Below are 18,368 nucleotides of genomic sequence, written 5' to 3'. Positions count from 1 at the left end.
TATGGTGAAATAATAAGCCCTCAAATATGGGCATTTTTTTACTCATAAAAAAAGGGATTGGCTTTTAGTAACCAATCCCTTGTAATTTTGTAAGGCTGTGCTTACTTAATCAGTTCCCGGTTTACATACTCATAGCTTTGCTTGATGCTGGCAAATGGATCCATGGCAAAGTTCTCCTGCTCCACAATTAAGTGCTCAAGCCCTGCCTGTTTCGCATGCTTATAAATATTTTTAAAGTCTATGGTTCCGGAACCCACTTCGGTATTGATCGCATTGTTGGTCTTGTCCATATCTTTTACATGCCACATCACGAAGCGTCCCGGATACTTGTTGAAAAAAGCAACAGGGTCATTTCCTGAACGCACAATCCAGTAAAGGTCCATTTCAAAACTAATCATGCTTTTATCTGTGCCGTTCAGCATTACTTCATAGCCTGTAGCACCACCTTCATGTTTGTCGAGCTCAAAAGCATGGTTATGATAGGCTAGTTTCATCCCCGATTGTTTCACCAGTTCTGCAGCTTCACTTAAACGTTCTGCAACTTTTTTATATCCATCAAGTGTTTTTCTTAATGGTTCGCCCATCCAGGCGATGGTGAAATAACGGTTGTCAATAGCGGCAGAACCTTCTATCAATGGTTTTAAAAGCTCTTTGTTACCGCTGGTGATGAAGTCGTCAATTACAAAGTGCCCACTAGGTGAAGTTAGTCCATTGGCCGTAAGTAAATTTTTGAAGGACTTTGGATCCATTCCCCAATAACCATTCGCTGCATTGAAACCATAAGTTTCAACTTCCTTATATCCTGTTTTCGCAATTTTCTCAATTACGCCTTTTACGTCATGAGGAATCTGCTCTCTAAGGGTATACAACTGTATACCGGTTTTTCTTTTTGCTGCAGCTGTAGTGCAGGCAAAAGAAGGTAACAACATAGCTCCGGCTGCTGCCAGACCTGCGTTTTTGATAAAAGTTCTTCTCGAGTTCATATGATTTGAATTAAACGTCGCAAATATTTACGGCATCTCTTAATGATTTAATTTTATCCGCATATTTAGGAATAAACTCCTGTGCCACATAACCTTTAAAGCCGGTAGCGAGTATTGCTTTCATAATTGCAGGGTAAAATAACTCCTGAGTGTCGTCAATTTCATTTCTTCCCGGTACACCGGCAGTATGATAATGGGAGATGTAAGGATGAAAAGCCTGGATATTACTGATCAGGTTACCTTCGTCAATCTGCATGTGATAGATGTCATAAAGCAGTTTAAAGTTTTCTGAGCCTAACCTTTTTGCCAGTTCAGCACCCCATGCAGTATGATCACACTGGTAATCTGTATGGTCAACTTTGCTGTTCAATAGTTCCATTACCAATACTACACCATGTTTTTCGGCTAGTGGAATTACCTTTTTTAGACCTTCAACACAATTTTTAAGTCCAGTTTCATCGTCTTTCCCCCGTCTGTTTCCGCTAAAGCATATCAATTGGGTATAACCCGCTTCCGCAACTTTAGGGATCATCTCTGTATAGTTCTTTATTAGTGTGGCATGAAACTTAGGATCATTCCATCCATCTACCAGGTTAATTTCTGCGCCATTACACATCGACGAATAGAGACCATGTTTTTTAAGTACCGGCCAGTCCTTAGGACCTACCAGATCGATGGCCTTGATGCCAATCTTTTTTGCTTCAATACATAGCTCATCCAGGGATATATCTCCAAAGCACCAGCGACATACCGAATGGTTTACATTTCCTTTTAACATTGTTGAAGTTGGTTGTTCGAGTGCAAAAGCAGGTATTGCAGCCGAAACGCCTAAAGCGGCGGTTCCGGCAACAATACTTTTTAATGCAGTTCTTCTGCTCACATCTTTATTCATGCTATATCTTATTAAATCGCGCTGGCTTCAATTTTCTTTTTCTCATTAAAGAGTACTGTAAACAGTAAGAAAACCACTACTGCAATAACGGCCGGAATGATCCATATCATTTTCCAGTCTGTAATACCGCCAGATTTATACATGTCGGTTACTAAACCAGCAACTTTAAATCCGATTAACATACCCACACCGTAGGTTGCTAAAGTGATCATACCCTGAGCAGAGCTTTTGAATTTTTCACCTGCTTTTGAATTGGTATAGATTTGTCCTGATACGAAGAAAAAGTCATAACAAACACCGTGTAAAGCAATACCAATAATCAACATGAAGCTTAAGTTATCTGCGTTGCCATAGGCAAACAGCACATACCTTACAGCCCATGCAATCATGCCCACTAAAATGGTTTTTTTGAAACCATATTTAGCGAAGAATACCGGGATAGCTAACAGGAATAGGGCTTCAGAGATTTGTCCGATAGCCATTTTGCCTGTAGGGTTTGAAACTTTTATATCCGCAAGGAAAACACCTGCATTCTGATAGTAGAATGCCAGTGGAATACAGATCAAGATAGAGGAGATAAAGAATATCGCAAAGTTTTTATCTTTTAATAGTTTAAGTGCATCTAAACCTAAAATCTCGTTGATGCTGATTTTCTCACCTTTAGCCACCTTTGGTGGCGTTGCAGGAAGAGTGAAGCTAAATAAGCCTAAGATCAGAGAGGTAACGCCAGCCATCAGGAATGTGTTTTTCAACAATCCTGCAGATATGCCTTCCGGTGAATCCCAGTGGAATACAAAACTGATCGAAAGACCTGCAACAATCCATCCGATTGTTCCAAATACCCTGATCGTAGAGAATTCCTTTTCAGGATCTTTCATTTGGTTAAAAGAAACAGAGTTGACCAATGCCAGCGTGGGCATGAACAAGATCATATAAGCCAGCACATAAGGATAGAATACTGTAATGTCTGTAGCATTGTACATCTGGTACATTAAAAACGCACCAATGATGTGGAGAATACCCAGGATTTTTTCAGCATTGAAATACCTGTCTGCAATCAGTCCGATGATAAACGGTGCAATGATTGCACCCCATGATTGTGTAGAGAATACAGAACCTGTTTCAGCGCCTGTGGCTTTTAAGTTACTGCCCAGGAAGGTTCCCAGTGTTACAAACCATGCGCCCCAGATAAAAAATTCCAGGAACATCATGACTGATAATTTGATGCGGTTATTTAAATTCATTTTTGGTTTTTATTTCTTATTTCTTCTTTTAGTTTAAAGCTTTTTAATCATAATGTTACGGTACCAAACGCTGTCTCCATGATCCTGAAGTGCTATTTTTCCCGATTTAAAAGTACCCCAATCCTGCCAGTTTGCAAACTTACTGCCAGCAACCAGCGATTTCCAGTTGTCATCCCATAATGTTGTAGATACTACTTTTACACCATTAAGGTAGTGTTCCAGTTTTCCATCTTTACAAATGATTTCAGCAGTATTCCATTCTCCAACAGGTTTTACAGGTTCAGATGTACTTTTGATGATGTCATACAAATCAGCAGCGCGGTGCTTAGTGATTTTTCCATCAGGGTGACCTTCGTTGTCCAGTACCTGCATTTCTAAACCGGTACTGTAAGTCTGGTGATATTTTGCCGGTTCTTCTTTTACATAATAAATGATTCCGCTGTTTGCTTTAGGAGCAACTTTCCAGTCTATCTTTAAATGAAAATTGCTGTATTCATTGTCCGTCACTAAATCACCACCACCGTTTTTATCCCCATCAGGATTAAAACGCAATGCACCATCTTCAACTGTCCATTTTGAACCTGCAGTTGTTTTGCCGTAGGTATGCCAGCCTTTGGTCGTTTTACCATCAAATATTTTGGTGAAACCTTTTTTACTCGATTGAGCTGTCGCAACACCGCCAGTCATAACCGCTGTTAATAGAATTGCCGAAATGTATTTTTTCATGTTCTGTTTTTATGATTATTTTCTATAGTTAAAGAGCAAGGTCTTTTAATCCTTGCTCTTTGTTCTTTTTTCCTAAACTCCCAGTGACCAACCTTTACGGTATTCGCGTTTTACGAATTGATTCACCTCATCAAAATTGGTGATTTTCATATTGGCGTTGTCCCAAAGTAATTTAATGTTTCTTCCAGGATACTTTACTTTTCCTTCTGCATTTCTGCGTTGTACATCTGTTCCTCTGATCGCAAGGTTAGCCATTAATAAAGATTCTGTAAGTGGCCCGGCAATGGAGAACGGAGAGCTTACTTCTTTTTTACCATAACCGGCAATACAAGCGTCAACCCATTGTCCGTAGTGACCTTCCTCTCCTCCTTCAACGCGTGCAAATTTCTTGGCTACTTTAATGTCCTTATTTCTGCTTAAAGGCAGTAAACGTGGGTTTTTTCCATAAGTATTTGCCATCATTTTACCTTTTGTTCCAATAAACAAGGTGCCGTTACCACCATCCCCAAACGAATCATTTGCGGCTAACTCTTCCGGTCTTTCAGGCTGTATGCCTCCATCCATCCAATGTACCACAATATCACCTTTGGTTTTATTTGTTTTAGGGAACTTTAAGGTCACGTGACTTGAGGGAGGGCAGCTATCAGGGAAATATCCTCTTTTAAATTCGTCTATATAAACACTACCTACACTAGCCTGAACCTCTGTTGCATATTTTAAATTCAATACACTGAAAGGAGCTTCTAATAGGTGACAGCCCATGTCGCCCAATGCGCCAGTGCCGTAATCCCACCATCCGCGCCAGTTAAAAGGAACCAGTTTGTCTACATAATCTTTATAAGGAGCTGTGCCTAACCAGAGGTCCCAATCTAAATCTGCTGGTACAGCGGCTTTATTGGCCGACCATGGAATACCCTGCGGCCATACCGGTCGGTCTGTCCACGCATAAACCGTATGTACATCACCAATCAAGCCAGCATCATACCATTCTTTCATTAACCTTGGCCCGTCGTTAGACGCTCCCTGATTGCCCATTTGGGTTACTACTTTGTATTTGTCGGCAGCAGCAGTTAATGCACGCGCTTCATAAATATCATGGGTTAATGGTTTCTGAACATATACATGTTTGCCCAACTGCATGGCTGCAATAGCTTGTATAGCGTGACTATGGTCTGGCGTAGAAATAGAAACTGCGTCGAAGTTTTTCGCTTCTTTATCCAGCATTTCCCGATAGTCCCGATAGTATTTTGCTTTAGGAAATGCTTTTATACTATTTGCAGCTCTGCTATCGTGTACGTCGCAAAGGAAACCGATATCTGCCTTTCCACTTTTCGCCAGGTTGGCAATGTCTGATTGTCCTTTGCCTCCAACACCAATACCTGCGATAATTAACCTATCACTCGGCGCTAAAAAACCCGGCCCGCCTAAAACATGGCGTGGAACGATCATAAAAGCCGAGGCTGCGATCGCCGTTGTTTTTAAGAAGTTACGTCTTGACGTCGCTTCCTGATTCTTGTTAATTTCTCCCATTTGTGTGTATTGTTATTTTTTGAGCGACAAGATGTATTTCACCATTGATTTCGCATCGTCTTTGCTTAAAGACGCATGAGGTGTCATCGGGATTTCTCCCCAAACACCTTTACCACCGGCAATAACCTTATCGGCAAGATGGTTTATATTCTCATCATTTAACGGATATTTAGCGGCAATGTCTACGTAAGCAGGCCCTATTACTTTCTGCACTTTATTATGGCAGCCAATGCAGTCTGATTTTGCAATTAATTTCTCTCCATCGCTTTTAACTGTACTGGCAGGAGCAGGAGTTGCTGTAGTTGTAGCTTCTGTAGTTGTTGCCGGCGCCTCAGTTGTAGTGTTATTTGAAGCAGCGGCACGTTCCTCAGGACTTGCGCAAGCGGCCATCGCCAAAACATAACAACCCAGAATAAATAGTGTTTTTTTCATTATTGTGTTTATTGATTTAGACCGAGGATCTTATTGTTGAAATCAGCATTTCCTCCGGAAGCGGCGAAATCATCAAAAGCCCTGTCTGTTACTTTGATAATATTTTTTGTAATAAATTCAGCACCTTCTTTGGCGCCAACCTGTGCGTCTTTTATGCAGCATTCCCATTCCATAACAGCCCATCCGGTATAATCGTATTGTGCCAGTTTGCTGAAAATGGTTTTAAAATCTACCTGTCCATCACCTGGTGAACGGTATCTTCCGGCACGGTTTGCCCAGCTTTGATAACCACCAAAGGTTCCTTGTTTACCTGTTGCATTAAACTCAGAGTCCTTTACGTGAAACGCTTTGATGCGCTCATGATAAAAATCTATGTATTGAATGTAATCCAGTTGCTGCAATACAAAGTGTGAAGGATCATATAGTAAGCAGGCACGTGGGTGGTTGTTCACTTTTTCCAGGAACATTTCATAAGTGATTCCATCAAACAAATCTTCACCGGGATGTATTTCATAGCAAACATCTACACCGCAAGTGTCAAACTCGTTTAATATAGGCATCCATCTTTTTGCAAGTTCAGTGAATCCTGCATCTACCAATCCTTCCGGGCGTTGAGGCCATGGATGGAACATGTGCCATAACAGCGAACCACTAAAAGTAGCATGTGCATTTAAGCCTAGATTTTGTGAAGCTTTAGCTGCATACTTCATTTGTTGTACCGCCCATTCCGTTCTGGCTTTAGGGTTGTTTTTATATGCATCGGGTGCAAAAGCATCAAAAGCGAGGTCGTAAGCCGGGTTTACAGCAACCAGTTGTCCCTGTAAATGGGTCGATAGCTCTGTAATCTCCAATCCGTACGACTGAACTTTTCCTTTCAGCTCATCCGCATAGGTTTTACTTTCGGCCGCTTTTTGCAGGTCGATAAACCTTGCATCAAGCGTAGGCATTTGTATTCCTTTAAATCCTAGCCCTGCTGCCCATTCGCAAATGGAGTCAAGAGAGTTAAACGGGGCTTCATCTCCAATAAACTGGGCTAAAAAAACGCCTGGTCCTTTAATTGTTGTCATGCTTAGTTATATTTTAAAATCAAACCATTTCTGATCCGACTGGCTCGAGGCCACTGCGTTTTCAATAAATGCCATTCCACGTACACCGTCTTCAACTGTTGGGAAGTCAAGCATTGCTTCAGTAGGGGTACCGCCTTCCAGCTTTGTTCTTAAAGTAAGTACAAAATTTCTATAAATGTTGGCGAAAGCCTCCAGGTAACCTTCAGGGTGTCCACCGGGAACACGGGTATTGTGTTTGGCTACGTCCGACAAATAAGCCTGACCTGCACGATAAATCTGCGCCGGTTGATTTAGCCATTTCACGATCAGCGTATTTGGTTCCATCTGGTGCCATTCCATACCGCCTTTTTCACCATATATTTTAATCTTCAAGGCATTTTCTTCACCAGCAGCAATTTGTGAAGCTACTAAAATACCATTTGCACCATTGTCAAATTTCAACAATACGTTTCCGTCATCGTCCAATCCTCTTCCGGGAACAACAATGTTCAGGTCGGCACAAAGTTTACTGATCTTTAAACCCGAAATGTATTCGGCTAATTGTGCCGCATGTGTTCCTATATCACCCATTGCACCACTTTTTCCGCTTTTCGCAGGGTCAGTACGCCATGCAGCGCCAGCATTGCCCTCACGTTCAGTAAGCGTACTTAACCATCCTTGCGGATACTCAACCATAATCTTTCTGATGGCACCTAATTCGCCGGCAGCAACCATGTGTTTCGCCTGCTTTACCATTGGATAACCAGAATATGTATGCGTTAAACATAACGTTAAACCAGTTTCTTTAACTTTTTGCTGTAATTGTTTCGCTTCATCAAGTGACAGCGCAATTGGTTTTTCAATCACCACGTTAAAACCATGATCCAAAGCCATCATTGCAGGTGCAAAATGCGCAAAGTTAGGTGTTACAATGGTTACGAAGTCGATTCGCTTATCAGCAGGTAATTTGCTCTCCGCGGTAATCATTTCTTCATAATTTAAGTAAGTCCTGTCTTCGGGAAGAAACAATAATTTGCCCGATTCCCTGGCTACTTCCGGATTGATACTTAATGCTCCGCAACAGAATTCAACCTGTCCGTCAATATTCGCAGCTATACGATGAACGGCGCCGATAAATGCATCTTTACCGCCACCAATCATGCCCATTCTAATTTTTCTATTTTCCATTAAAGGTTACCTTTTTTTAATTCACTAACAGCAAAGTCACACGCTCTGGCAGTTAAAGCCATATACGTTAATGATGGGTTCTGACATGCGGCTGAAGCCATGCATGAACCATCAGTTACAAAAACATTTTTTACTTCATGCATCTGGTTCCATTTATTTAAAACCGATGTTTTAGGGTCGTGTCCCATACGTGCAGTTCCCATTTCATGGATCGCCATACCTGGAGCAGAACCAGCATCAAAAGTGTTAACATCTTTAGCACCTGCAGCCTCCAGCATTTCTGCGGCATCATTCATCATGTCCACACGCATTTTTCGTTCATTATCTTTAAACTCGCAATCAATAGCCAATACCGGTTGTCCCCATTTGTCTTTCTTGCTTTTATCGATATAAACTTTGTTTTCAAAATACGGCAATGCCTCACCGAATCCACCAAGTCCCATGTTCCATGCACCAGGTACAGTCATCTGATCTTTAAATTCACCACCAAAGGCCAGTTCGGCTACATCAGCATGCCAGTTGCCACGACTTCCACCACCCTGGTAGCCAAAGCCCCTCAGATAATCTCTTTTATCATTGCCCATATTCTGGTACCTTGGAATATAAATACCATTGGCTCTTCTTCCGTAGGTGTATTTGTCATCGAAGCCCTCCATTCTACCATTTGCACCGCAACGGAAATGATGATCCATTAAGTTATGGCCTAGTTGTCCACTGCCGTTACCTAAACCATTAGGGTGCTCATCAGAAACTGAATTTAATAAAACGAAGGTACTGCCCAGAGTCGATCCGTTTACGAATACAATTTTAGCAAAGTACTCGATATTTTCCATTGTTTCAGAATCGATTACCACTACGCCTTTGGCTTTTTGAGTTTCTTTATCGTAAATGATAGAATTTACGAGCGAGAAAGGGCGTAAGGTTAAATTACCTGTGGCTACTGCTGCAGGAAGGGTAGAAGATTGTGTACTAAAGTAAGCGCCAAAGGGGCAACCTCTGCTACAAAGGTCACGGTACTGGCATTTTCCACGGCCGCCATGCTCAACAGTTAAATTGGCTGTACGACCAATGGTCATGATTCTTGATTTATTCCACTTGGCTTCAATACGTTTTTTAACTTCTTTCTCCACACAGTTCATTTCCATTGGGGGAAGGAACTGACCATCCGGACAGGCAGGCCAGTTTTCTGCTTGTCCGCTGATGCCTGCAAATTTCTCTACATAATCATACCATGGTGCAATGTCTTTATATCTGATCGGCCAGTCTACACCGTGCCCATCTTTAAGGTTATCTTCAAAGTTCAAGTCGCTAAGGCGGTAACTCTGTCTGCCCCACATGAGTGATTTACCACCAACATGAAAGCCACGATACCAGTCAAAACGTTTTACTTCTGTATATGGGCAGTCAAGATCATTTACCCAAAAGCTTTCGTTAAATTCCTGATATGGGTAATCTCTTTTTTGTACCGGATGAGTTTCTTTTTGCGCTTCGGTCAATCTACCTCTGTGCTCAAACTCCCATGGCTTTTTCATCGCCGTGGTATAGTCTTTTATATGCTCAACGTTTCTGCCTCTTTCGAGTAGTAAAACTTTTAAACCTTTTTCTGTTAATTCTTTTGCAGCCCAGCCACCACTAATTCCAGACCCTACAACAATCGCATCATAAGTGTTTTGCGCTGTTGCTTTAACATTTAAATTGCTCATTTATTTTTGATATAAAAGGTTTATGCCCAAACTCTTTGACCTGGCTTCATATCCATACAGCCGTCGTAACGACCTGGGATTTCTACGAATTCATAAGCCTGTGTAGCGCCAATTTCTGAAGTGAAATACCCCAATAAAGTCAAATCTCTAATGATAGCGAAGAAACGAGGTTCCATTTTCGGCTTATCTTTTGGTAAGATAGACGTTGTAACTGGTTTCTGTTTGTCCTGTTCCGCAAGCTTTTCCTTTTCTACTTTAGTAGCAGCGACAGTTTCATCTCTAAGCTTGCCTAGTAATTCCTGACGTTCGGCAACGCTGAGGTTGATAAAACTCTTTTTGTATTCGTCCTTTGCCTGCTTATCCAGATCATCCAGCCCTTTTACAAAAGCTTTCTGTGCATCATCCGGATAACAATCTTTTACCATCATGGAAATGAATGGTCCAACACCTGCGGCTTTTGCACCGGGGGTACTTGTTGTAGGGATAATGATGTCAGCAATTTCCGTGATCAGTTCTTGCTGATCATCGGTAAATAAACTACCCTTTGCTTTAGTGGATGTTGAATTGCAACTTTCCAGAAATACGCCGATTGTAGTTGCTGATAGCGCGCCACCCATTAAAAAGGCGACGTTTTTTACCGCTTCTCTTCTGTTCATATTCGGTTATTAAGGTTGTTATTGTATGTTTAAAGTGTGTTTCGTTTTGTAATATTAAGCAAAATAAAGTAGTTAGTGTCATAAATACACCATAAAGTAAATATATAATGTTTTTGTTACTAAATCAATTTTTTAACATTTAACAAACTGACTAATTCAAAAATGAATTCGGAAAAGTGTATAATAATCGTTCGTAATTTTTGGTCGCTATGAACATTTTTGAATAGGTTTGTTCGTTTATTTACCTTTGCCCAAATTCGTAACTTATTTATGACTGAAAAAATATTAGTATTAGGTTCTAATGGCCAGATCGGCACAGAACTGGTAACCGCCTTACGCAAAATTTATAGTGAAAATAATGTAGTTGCCTGTGATATCCGCAGACCTGATTACGATATCAAGAACTCTGGTCCTTTTGAATTTGTAAACGTACTCGAAAAGGATACCTTAAACGATATCTTTCAAAAATATAAGCCTACACAGGTATATTTACTTGCAGCCTTGTTATCGGCTACAGGGGAACAAAATCCTAAGTTAGCCTGGGACTTAAATATGAACGGCCTGCTGAACATTTTAGACCTGGCAATTACTTATAAAACGGCTAAGGTTTACTGGCCTAGTTCCATTGCTGTATTTGGACCGAATTCACCAAAAGATCTTACACCGCAGTTTTGTGTAATGGATCCGAATACGGTATATGGTGTCAGTAAAATGGCTGGGGAACGTTGGTGCGAATATTACTTCCAAAAATATGGCCTGGATGTGCGTAGTATTCGTTATCCGGGATTGATCAGCTGGAAAGCTGCTCCAGGAGGAGGAACAACGGATTATGCCATTCATATTTTTCATGACGCATTGAAAAAAGGAAGCTATGCTTCGTTTTTAAATGCAGAAACTGAATTGCCAATGATGTATATGGACGATGCAATACGCGGGACCATTGAGTTGATGGATGCTGACGCTGCTAAAATCACTATCCGTTCCAGCTATAATTTAACTGGTGTAAGCTTTACTCCGGAAATACTCGCTGCAGAAATCAGAAAACATATTCCAGAATTTAAGTTAACTTACACCGAAAATGATCCGCGTCAGCATATTGCGAACGGCTGGCCGCATTCAATTGACGATAGTTATGCAACTAAAGATTGGGGATGGAAGCCTGAATTTGATCTGGCTAAATTGACGACGGATATGTTAAAGAATTTAAAAAAATAACTAGTTTTGACGCCAGCTTCTTAATCATGCTGTATAACCTTATTCAGTTATCGAGCCGTCATCCTGAATTTATTTCAGGATCCCGGAAGAGAAAGATGGCCTGAGATGTCCAAAATCCTGAAATAAATTCAGGATGACGACAAAAAGAAATAAACTAAAACAAGAAAATGGGAAGAGCATTTGAATTTAGAAAAGAAAGAAAATTTAAACGTTGGGCTAAAATGGCCGTACAGTTTACCAGGATAGGTAAAGATATCGTGATGGCGGTGAAAGACGCTGGACCTCATCCGGAAACGAATTCACGTTTGCGTACGGCAATACAAAATGCGAAGGCAGTAAATATGCCAAAAGACCGTGTTGAAGCAGCTATAAAAAGGGCTTCTGATAAAAGTTTGGCCAATTATGAAGAGATCGTTTATGAAGGATATGCTCCACATGGTGTAGCTGTATTGGTTGAGACGGCTACCGATAACACCAACAGGACTGTTGCGAATGTGCGTAGCTATTTCAATAAAACAAATGGTACCTTAGGTAAAACAGGTTCACTTGACTTTGTGTTTAACAGAAAATCAATATTTAGGTTTGTACCAGCAGAAAATCTGGATTTGGAAGAACTCGAGTTTGAATTGATTGATGCCGGACTCGAAGAGCTTTATGTGGAGGCTGATGAAGAAGGAAATGATATAGCAGTAGCACAAGGACCTTTTGAAAACTTTGGAACCCTGCAAAAAGCATTGGAAGAAAAAGGCATTGAATTAAAGAGTGCTAAGCTGGAACGGATTGCTCTGTCGTACCATGAAGTGACAGAAGAGCAAGCTGCTGATGTAATGAAGCTGATTGATAAGTTAGAAGAAGACGATGATGTACAGGCTGTATATCACAATATGGCAGAATAGTTTCTCTGGGTTTTCCTGGGATCGAAAAATCAAAACAAAAAAGAGCAGGATATTTATTTTTCCTGCTCTTCTTGTTTTGGTTCTTTTTCAAACTCGTCCATTACCGTATCTTTCCAGGTAGGAATTCCTGTGTGGTAAGCGGTTCTGGCAATCATGTGTGCTGCTACCGGAGCCGTTAGCACCAGGAAAAACACAATCGCTACTGCTTTTGTAGTGACCGATACATCGGGAAATATTATGGCGGCGCAGATTAAAAACAACCCTACACCCAGGGTAGCAGCTTTTACCGTTACAGAAAGGCGCAAATAGAAATCTGGCATTCTTATGATCCCTATTGAGGCAAATAATATAGCCAGGGCGCCAATGGTACTTAATACTGCAATTAAAATATCAGTCATAACTATTTTTTCTTGTCTAAATAAAATGAAAAAGCAATGGTGCCCAGAAAAGCAATCAGGGCCAAAATCATAGCCACATCCAGAAAAATAGGCTCCAGCGTACGGATGCTGTATACCGTGATGAAAGCAATACCAATGGTAATGATCAAATCCAGTGCGATCACGCGATCTACTACTTCCGGACCTTTAAATAATCTGATAAACACCAATATGACAGATATTGTCAATATTGGTAAAATCACGTAGTCTAAGTAAATGTTTAATGTCATCGTAATAGCTCTAATAATTTTTTCTCAAACCCGTTTTTGATCTGGGCAATGAACTGCGCTCTATCTTTCATATACATCACGTGGATGTATAACGATTTTTTGTCCTCGCTGATGTCAAGGATGAGTGTGCCGGGCGTAAGCGAGATGACGGTGGACAACAAGTTAATTTCCAGGTCAGAAGTAGCATCCAAAGGGTAGCGTACAATGCCTGGTTTAAAAAAGTATTTTGGGGTGATTACATCATACGCTACTTGTATATTAGCTACTATCATTTCATAAAGAAAGAACAGTAAGAACCCGATAGTCTTAGGCACACGCGAAAAATAACGCTGGTCTGTTTCATTTCGGTTCATGATCCATAGGATACAAAAACCCAGGATGAAACCAAATACAAAATTGGAGTAATACATAGAACCCGTTAGCGCGACCCATATAAAGGAAAGCAATAGGTTCATCAAAAAATGTTTAATCATATCGTCGATTTTATTTTCCCAGTACTGCCTTTATGTAAGGTCCGGTGTCCAACATTTCATTTGCTATTTGTTCTGCAACTCTGATGATCATTTCGGCATTGAGGCCGATAAACAAGGTTGTCATGGCCAGTAATCCGATAGGGAGTACCAGCATGGTTTTTTTTAATTTGTTTAGTGGTTTGAAGCTGTCTATAAGCTGTGTTTCTGTAGGCGAATCTTTCCAAAATACTTCGGACCACATTTTAGCGATTACAATAAGCGTAACAAAACTACCGATGATGATACTTGCAATAAGAAAGTAGTTTTCGCTTCCAAAGGCAGCTTCGATCAGATAAATCTTAGGCCAAAAGCCTGACAGTGGAGGAATGCCGGCCAGTGAAAAGAGCACGATGGCAATCAATAGGGAGAGCTTTGGATACTCGTTATACAGACCGCCAAGTTTAGATATGTTCATGGTACCACGCAATTGCCGGATTAGTCCCGATATCAGGAAGAGATTGGTCTTAACGATGATATCATGAATCAGGTAAAAAACAGCACCTATAAAGGCAAGCTTGGTATAAAGACCTAGTCCGCCGATAATAAACCCGATGTGGCAAACAATTAAGTAAGAGAACAGGCGTCGGATATTGTCCTTGATCACTGCGCCAAAGGCTCCGGTCAGGATGGTCATGATTCCCATCGCGATAAACAAGATTTTTATAAATTCATTGGGTGCAAAAATCAAGGTAAATACTCTAAACAAAGCATAAATCCCTACTTTGGTGAGTAGTCCGCCAAAGGCAGCTGCAACAGCAGAAGGAGGAGTATGATAAGAAGACGGTAGCCAAAAATAGAGTGGGAAAACGGCCGATTTGATTCCGAATCCGATCAGAAAGAACATGGAGGTCAGGTTAACGATACTCTGGTTTTCTACCAGTGGGATTTTTAGCGATAGGTCGGCCATGTTTAAAGTGCCGGTGATCCCATAGAGAATGCCAATCCCTGTTAAGAAGAAGGTAGAGGCCAGGATATTCATGGCCATATATTTTACAGCACCTTCCAATTGAGACTTGCGTCCCCCAAGCGTCAGCAGGACAAAAGAGGAGATGATGACTACCTCAAACCATACGTACAAATTGAAGATGTCACCTGTCAGAAATGCGCCATTGAGGCCCATGATCAGAAAATGAAAAATCGGGAAATAGCCGTAGAGCATTCTGGCCCGGCCGACACCTTCAGCAGAGAATAAAGAAATGGCAAGAGCGGCAATAGAGGTTAGCAGTACCATTGTGATGCTAAACAGATCGGCTACAAATACAATCCCAAAAGGAGCTTCCCAGTTGGCGGCATTCATGGTCAATATACCTCCGTTAAGTACTTTGAAGAATAAATGGATGGAGAACAAAAATCCGATAAAACTTCCGGCAATGCTCAGTACACGCTGCGTAACAGTTTTTCGCCAAAATGCAAGTTGCAGTAAGGCCGTAAATAAATGGATAATTACAGTGGCAATAATCTGGTTGTCAATCATAAATCTTCTTCTTCCGGTGTGTTTAAGTCATCCAGGTCATCAGAGCCCAATAAGGCGTATACACGTTTTAATAAAACAATAGCAAAGGAGGTGAGGCCGAAGCTGATTACAATGGCGGTAAGGATCAGTGCCTGAGGAATGGGGTCGGCATAGATATCTGCAAAAGTTTTCAGGTCTGCGGCAATAATGGGTGGTTTGCCTTTGGTAATATTACCCAGTAAAAAAATGAGTATGTTGGTGCCGTTGCCCAAAAGAATGATTCCCAGAAGCAGGCGTACCATACTTCTTCTTAAGATCAGATATACTCCGGCGGCGTATAGGACGCCAATAAGCAGGACGAGTATGAGTTCCATAATTAGTGGCTTTCTAATGAGATAGTGAATAAAATGGTTAATACAACGCCAATGACCACCAGGTAAACTCCTAAGTCAAAAAACAAGGCGGTGCCGATCATTCCGATGACCGGAATAGGCTGCTCGATCCAAAGCCCTGTCATCACCGGATACCCAAATAATACAGGCAGGAACATACTTAGTGTGGCTATGATCAGTCCAGTAGGGATCAGCGATAAAGGCTTATAGCGAAGTATTTTTAAGGTGTTGTCGGTTCCATAAGCAAAACTATGTAGTACAAAAGCAATAGAAGCGACCAGTCCGCCTACAAAGCCCCCGCCTGGATAATAATGGCCGCGGAGAAGCAGGAAGATGGAAAATAACAACAAGATCGGGAGCAGATAATTTGATGCGGTCTGTAAAATGGTACTTCTCATAATTATTCCTTTTCTGATGGTTTTAGCCTCAATTTTATTAAACTGTATACACCTAAAGCGGCAATACTTAATACAATAATTTCAAACATGGTATCGAAACCTCTAAAGTCTACCAGGATCACATTGACCACATTTTTACCTTTTGCCAGCGTGTAAGCATACTTCCCGTAGAAGTCACTGGTTGCTATGTCGGTGGGTACCTGCAACACTTTCATGGCAATAACCGACAATAGTGCGCCGAAAGTGATGGCTACAAAAGCGTCGCGGGTGAGGGTTAGTTTATTATTGGTAGGGAAGTTCAGGAAAGGAGGTAGATTGAACAGTACAAATACAAAGAGCACTACCGTTAGGGTATCAATCGTAAATTGTGTGATGGCCAGATCGGGTGCACTATAGAAAACAAACATCAAACAAATTGCATAGCCAATCACACTTGTGCTTACTACAGCTGTAAGCCTGGATGAAGTCCGTAAGGTAAGGAACACTGCGGCGATAAGGATGAATACATTTACGGCTTCATAAACACTGACCGCCGATAATTTGCTGTAGTCAATATAGATGGGATCACCAATAATGAGTTCATAAATGAGTAGTGCTTCGGCGAATATGATGATTTTAAGCAGATAAGATCTAAGGAAGCCATTGTGCATAATTCCCGAATACCAGGTGGAAAGCAGTATAAAAACATCGGACAATTTGTTAAAAATAGCATGGGGAGAAATGGAGTTGAACCGTTCTATGAACACCATTTTTTGATTGCTGGGTTTGTTTGCAAAATATAGCGCTGAACCTGCGACAAGCGTTACCAGACTTAAAATAAGTACAGTGTTAAAGCCATGCCATATTTTTAGATGTACATTCACTCCATTTCCTGCTAATGTGTGGACTGTAGGTGAAATGATGTAGTCTCCAATGATTCCGGGGAAGCAGCCAAATACAAAGCCAAGAACGGCCAGCACTAAAGGAGGAACCCACATGGATTTGTAGGGCAGGTGTACCTTTTCGAAACCGGGGGTTAACTTTCCGGTGAAGGGCTTGATACCTGCAAGAAAGCCTGCTGCAACCAGGCAGATATTGGTTAATACGGCTGCTGCGGTAAGGTACAATGCGATCTTTTGATCGGCGTGTAAGGTCGCTTCATAAATGAGGTCTTTACCGATAAAGCCAAAAGAAAGGGGCAGTCCGGCACTGGACAGAGCTGCAAGGAGCCCTGCGATAAAAACAGGAAGCAGTACGATCCGGAGTCCCGATAGTTTTGTCAGGTCCCGTGTTCCGGTTTCATGGTCGATGATACCTGTGATCAAAAACAGTGCAGCTTTATACAAAGCATGTACGAGTATAAATGTTGCGGCTGCAATCAGTGCAGCTTCGGTACCCAGTCCGATTAAAAAAGTCAATATGCCCAGTGCTGAAATGGTGGAGTAGGCGAGTACACCCTTCAGATCGGTACGGAATAAGGAATGTATGGCTGCATAGAGCATGGTAATTCCGCCGACGATCATTAAGGTGTTTGACCATTCTGGTGTGCCACCCAAAATTGGGGTGAAACGTGCGAGCAGGAAAATTCCTGCTTTCACCATCGTTGCAGAATGGAGGTACGCCGATACAGGGGTGGGTGCTTTCATCGCGCCAGGCAACCAAAAATGGAAGGGAAACTGGGCGGATTTGGTGAAAGCACCGATAAAAACGAGTCCCAGTATTACGGGGTAAAGACTATGATTGGTAATGTTGTCTGTTTGGAGGATCAGTTGTTGTATAGAATAGGTTCCTGTAATCTGACTGAGGAGTATCAATCCAGCCAATAGAAAAAAACCGCCAAGTCCGGTTATACTCAGCGCAGTTATCGCACTTTTTCTGGAGTCGCTATTGTCATTATTAAATCCAATCAGGAAGAACGAGCTGATGCTGGTCAGTTCCCAAAATACGAAAAGGAGAAGGATATTGTCGGAGAGTACAACACCTAGCATGGCCGACATAAACAGGCATAAATAGCCATAGAACCGATCCAGGTATTTATGGCCCTTCAGGTAGGAGCTGGCATATATAAAGATCAGGGAGCCAATACCGGTGATCATCAAACTAAAAAGGAGTGAGAGCCCATCTAACCTGAAATCAAAATTGATGTGTAGTGAAGGGACCCATTCATAGGATTCGAATAGTACTTTTCCCGCTTTGATATCAGGGATGAAACTTGCGAAATAGCAAAATAACAGTATCGGCAAAATAGAAAATACGGCACTCCATTTAGATCGGAAAAATTTTCCAAAAGGAATTAAAAGAGATGAAGTGATTATTCCTGACAGTACAATAAATAGCATTTAATCTTGTTTATTTTGTAGGCAATGTCTCCAAAATAGGCAAGAATATACAGAAAAGCTAGTTTTTCTTTGAAAAAGATGCGATTTTCTTAAAAAAATGATGGTTTTCTGAAGAAG

The 18,368-nt window shown here is 41.3% G+C and carries 19 protein-coding genes; 2 read left to right on the top strand and 17 right to left on the bottom strand.

All coding sequences use genetic code 11. The annotated features are described in order from the left end of the window. Nucleotides 1–101: 101 nt before the first annotated feature. The 10 genes from R2Q84_RS16775 to R2Q84_RS16730 all read right to left on the bottom strand — a co-directional run bounded on the left by R2Q84_RS16775 (nucleotide 102) and on the right by R2Q84_RS16730 (nucleotide 10,400). Nucleotides 102–983, bottom strand: coding sequence for a sugar phosphate isomerase/epimerase (locus tag R2Q84_RS16775; RefSeq protein WP_316817736.1), 882 nt, complete (start codon nucleotides 981–983; stop codon nucleotides 102–104). A 10-nt stretch (nucleotides 984–993) separates the two neighbouring features. Next, nucleotides 994–1,875 carry a hydroxypyruvate isomerase family protein gene (locus R2Q84_RS16770; RefSeq protein WP_316817735.1) on the bottom strand — a complete coding sequence of 294 codons (882 nt, stop codon included), beginning with the start codon at nucleotides 1,873–1,875 and terminating at the stop codon, nucleotides 994–996. An 11-nt stretch (nucleotides 1,876–1,886) separates the two neighbouring features. After that, nucleotides 1,887–3,119 (bottom strand): nucleoside permease, encoded by a 1,233-nt coding sequence (locus tag R2Q84_RS16765; RefSeq protein ID WP_316817734.1) that lies wholly within the window; start codon nucleotides 3,117–3,119, stop codon nucleotides 1,887–1,889. Between the two features lie 33 nt (nucleotides 3,120–3,152). Continuing rightward, nucleotides 3,153–3,845: a DUF1080 domain-containing protein gene (locus R2Q84_RS16760; RefSeq protein ID WP_316817733.1), complete on the bottom strand. Its 693-nt coding sequence runs from the start codon at nucleotides 3,843–3,845 to the stop codon at nucleotides 3,153–3,155. Between the two features lie 72 nt (nucleotides 3,846–3,917). After that, complete coding sequence (locus R2Q84_RS16755; protein WP_316817732.1) at nucleotides 3,918–5,375, bottom strand: Gfo/Idh/MocA family oxidoreductase; 1,458 nt, start codon at nucleotides 5,373–5,375, stop codon at nucleotides 3,918–3,920. 12 nt (nucleotides 5,376–5,387) lie between these two features. Beyond that, the gene (locus R2Q84_RS16750; protein WP_316817731.1) at nucleotides 5,388–5,807 is read right to left on the bottom strand and encodes a c-type cytochrome; all 420 of its coding nucleotides are present in this window, start codon (nucleotides 5,805–5,807) and stop codon (nucleotides 5,388–5,390) included. 8 nt (nucleotides 5,808–5,815) lie between these two features. Beyond that, nucleotides 5,816–6,874, bottom strand: coding sequence for a sugar phosphate isomerase/epimerase (locus R2Q84_RS16745; protein WP_316817730.1), 1,059 nt, complete (start codon nucleotides 6,872–6,874; stop codon nucleotides 5,816–5,818). Between the two features lie 6 nt (nucleotides 6,875–6,880). Beyond that, a complete protein-coding gene (locus R2Q84_RS16740) occupies nucleotides 6,881–8,041 on the bottom strand; it encodes a Gfo/Idh/MocA family oxidoreductase (protein ID WP_316817729.1) in 1,161 nt (386 codons plus the stop codon). Further along, nucleotides 8,041–9,744 (bottom strand): GMC family oxidoreductase, encoded by a 1,704-nt coding sequence (locus R2Q84_RS16735; RefSeq protein WP_316817728.1) that lies wholly within the window; start codon nucleotides 9,742–9,744, stop codon nucleotides 8,041–8,043. The genes R2Q84_RS16740 and R2Q84_RS16735 overlap by 1 nt, the downstream gene beginning before the upstream one ends. A 20-nt stretch (nucleotides 9,745–9,764) precedes the next feature. Continuing rightward, a complete protein-coding gene (locus tag R2Q84_RS16730) occupies nucleotides 9,765–10,400 on the bottom strand; it encodes a gluconate 2-dehydrogenase subunit 3 family protein (RefSeq protein ID WP_316817727.1) in 636 nt (211 codons plus the stop codon). Nucleotides 10,401–10,670: 270 nt separating this feature from the next. On the opposite strand from R2Q84_RS16730, the gene R2Q84_RS16725 reads away from it, so the two are divergent. Both R2Q84_RS16725 and R2Q84_RS16720 read left to right on the top strand, forming a co-directional pair. Further along, nucleotides 10,671–11,615, top strand: a complete 945-nt coding sequence (locus R2Q84_RS16725; RefSeq protein ID WP_316817726.1) for an NAD-dependent epimerase/dehydratase family protein — start codon at nucleotides 10,671–10,673, stop codon at nucleotides 11,613–11,615. Nucleotides 11,616–11,782: 167 nt separating this feature from the next. After that, nucleotides 11,783–12,511 (top strand): YebC/PmpR family DNA-binding transcriptional regulator, encoded by a 729-nt coding sequence (locus tag R2Q84_RS16720; protein WP_316817725.1) that lies wholly within the window; start codon nucleotides 11,783–11,785, stop codon nucleotides 12,509–12,511. Nucleotides 12,512–12,564: 53 nt separating this feature from the next. On the opposite strand, the gene mnhG is transcribed toward R2Q84_RS16720, so the two are convergent. Genes mnhG through R2Q84_RS16685 form a run of 7 tightly spaced genes read right to left on the bottom strand, consistent with a single transcriptional unit; the run spans nucleotide 12,565 to nucleotide 18,251 of the window. Further along, nucleotides 12,565–12,909: a monovalent cation/H(+) antiporter subunit G gene (mnhG, locus tag R2Q84_RS16715; RefSeq protein ID WP_316817724.1), complete on the bottom strand. Its 345-nt coding sequence runs from the start codon at nucleotides 12,907–12,909 to the stop codon at nucleotides 12,565–12,567. 2 nt (nucleotides 12,910–12,911) lie between these two features. Then, nucleotides 12,912–13,178, bottom strand: coding sequence for a monovalent cation/H+ antiporter complex subunit F (locus R2Q84_RS16710; RefSeq protein ID WP_316817723.1), 267 nt, complete (start codon nucleotides 13,176–13,178; stop codon nucleotides 12,912–12,914). After that, nucleotides 13,175–13,651 (bottom strand): Na+/H+ antiporter subunit E, encoded by a 477-nt coding sequence (locus R2Q84_RS16705; RefSeq protein WP_316817722.1) that lies wholly within the window; start codon nucleotides 13,649–13,651, stop codon nucleotides 13,175–13,177. The genes R2Q84_RS16710 and R2Q84_RS16705 overlap by 4 nt, the downstream gene beginning before the upstream one ends. A 10-nt stretch (nucleotides 13,652–13,661) precedes the next feature. Beyond that, the gene (locus R2Q84_RS16700; protein WP_316817721.1) at nucleotides 13,662–15,164 is read right to left on the bottom strand and encodes a proton-conducting transporter membrane subunit; all 1,503 of its coding nucleotides are present in this window, start codon (nucleotides 15,162–15,164) and stop codon (nucleotides 13,662–13,664) included. Then, a complete protein-coding gene (locus R2Q84_RS16695) occupies nucleotides 15,161–15,517 on the bottom strand; it encodes a Na+/H+ antiporter subunit C (RefSeq protein ID WP_316817720.1) in 357 nt (118 codons plus the stop codon). Before R2Q84_RS16695 ends, R2Q84_RS16700 begins: the two co-directional genes overlap by 4 nt. A gap of 2 nt (nucleotides 15,518–15,519) precedes the next feature. Beyond that, nucleotides 15,520–15,933 carry a Na+/H+ antiporter subunit B gene (locus tag R2Q84_RS16690; RefSeq protein WP_316817719.1) on the bottom strand — a complete coding sequence of 138 codons (414 nt, stop codon included), beginning with the start codon at nucleotides 15,931–15,933 and terminating at the stop codon, nucleotides 15,520–15,522. Between the two features lie 2 nt (nucleotides 15,934–15,935). Beyond that, nucleotides 15,936–18,251, bottom strand: a complete 2,316-nt coding sequence (locus tag R2Q84_RS16685) for a putative monovalent cation/H+ antiporter subunit A (protein ID WP_316817718.1) — start codon at nucleotides 18,249–18,251, stop codon at nucleotides 15,936–15,938. Nucleotides 18,252–18,368: the final 117 nt, after the last annotated feature.

Source organism: Pedobacter nyackensis (assembly GCF_032678475.1).
Taxonomy (GTDB): Bacteria; Bacteroidota; Bacteroidia; order Sphingobacteriales; family Sphingobacteriaceae; genus Pedobacter; species Pedobacter nyackensis_A.
The sequence above is the reverse complement of the archived record's forward strand: the minus strand, read 5'-3'. Positions and strand labels throughout refer to the sequence as shown.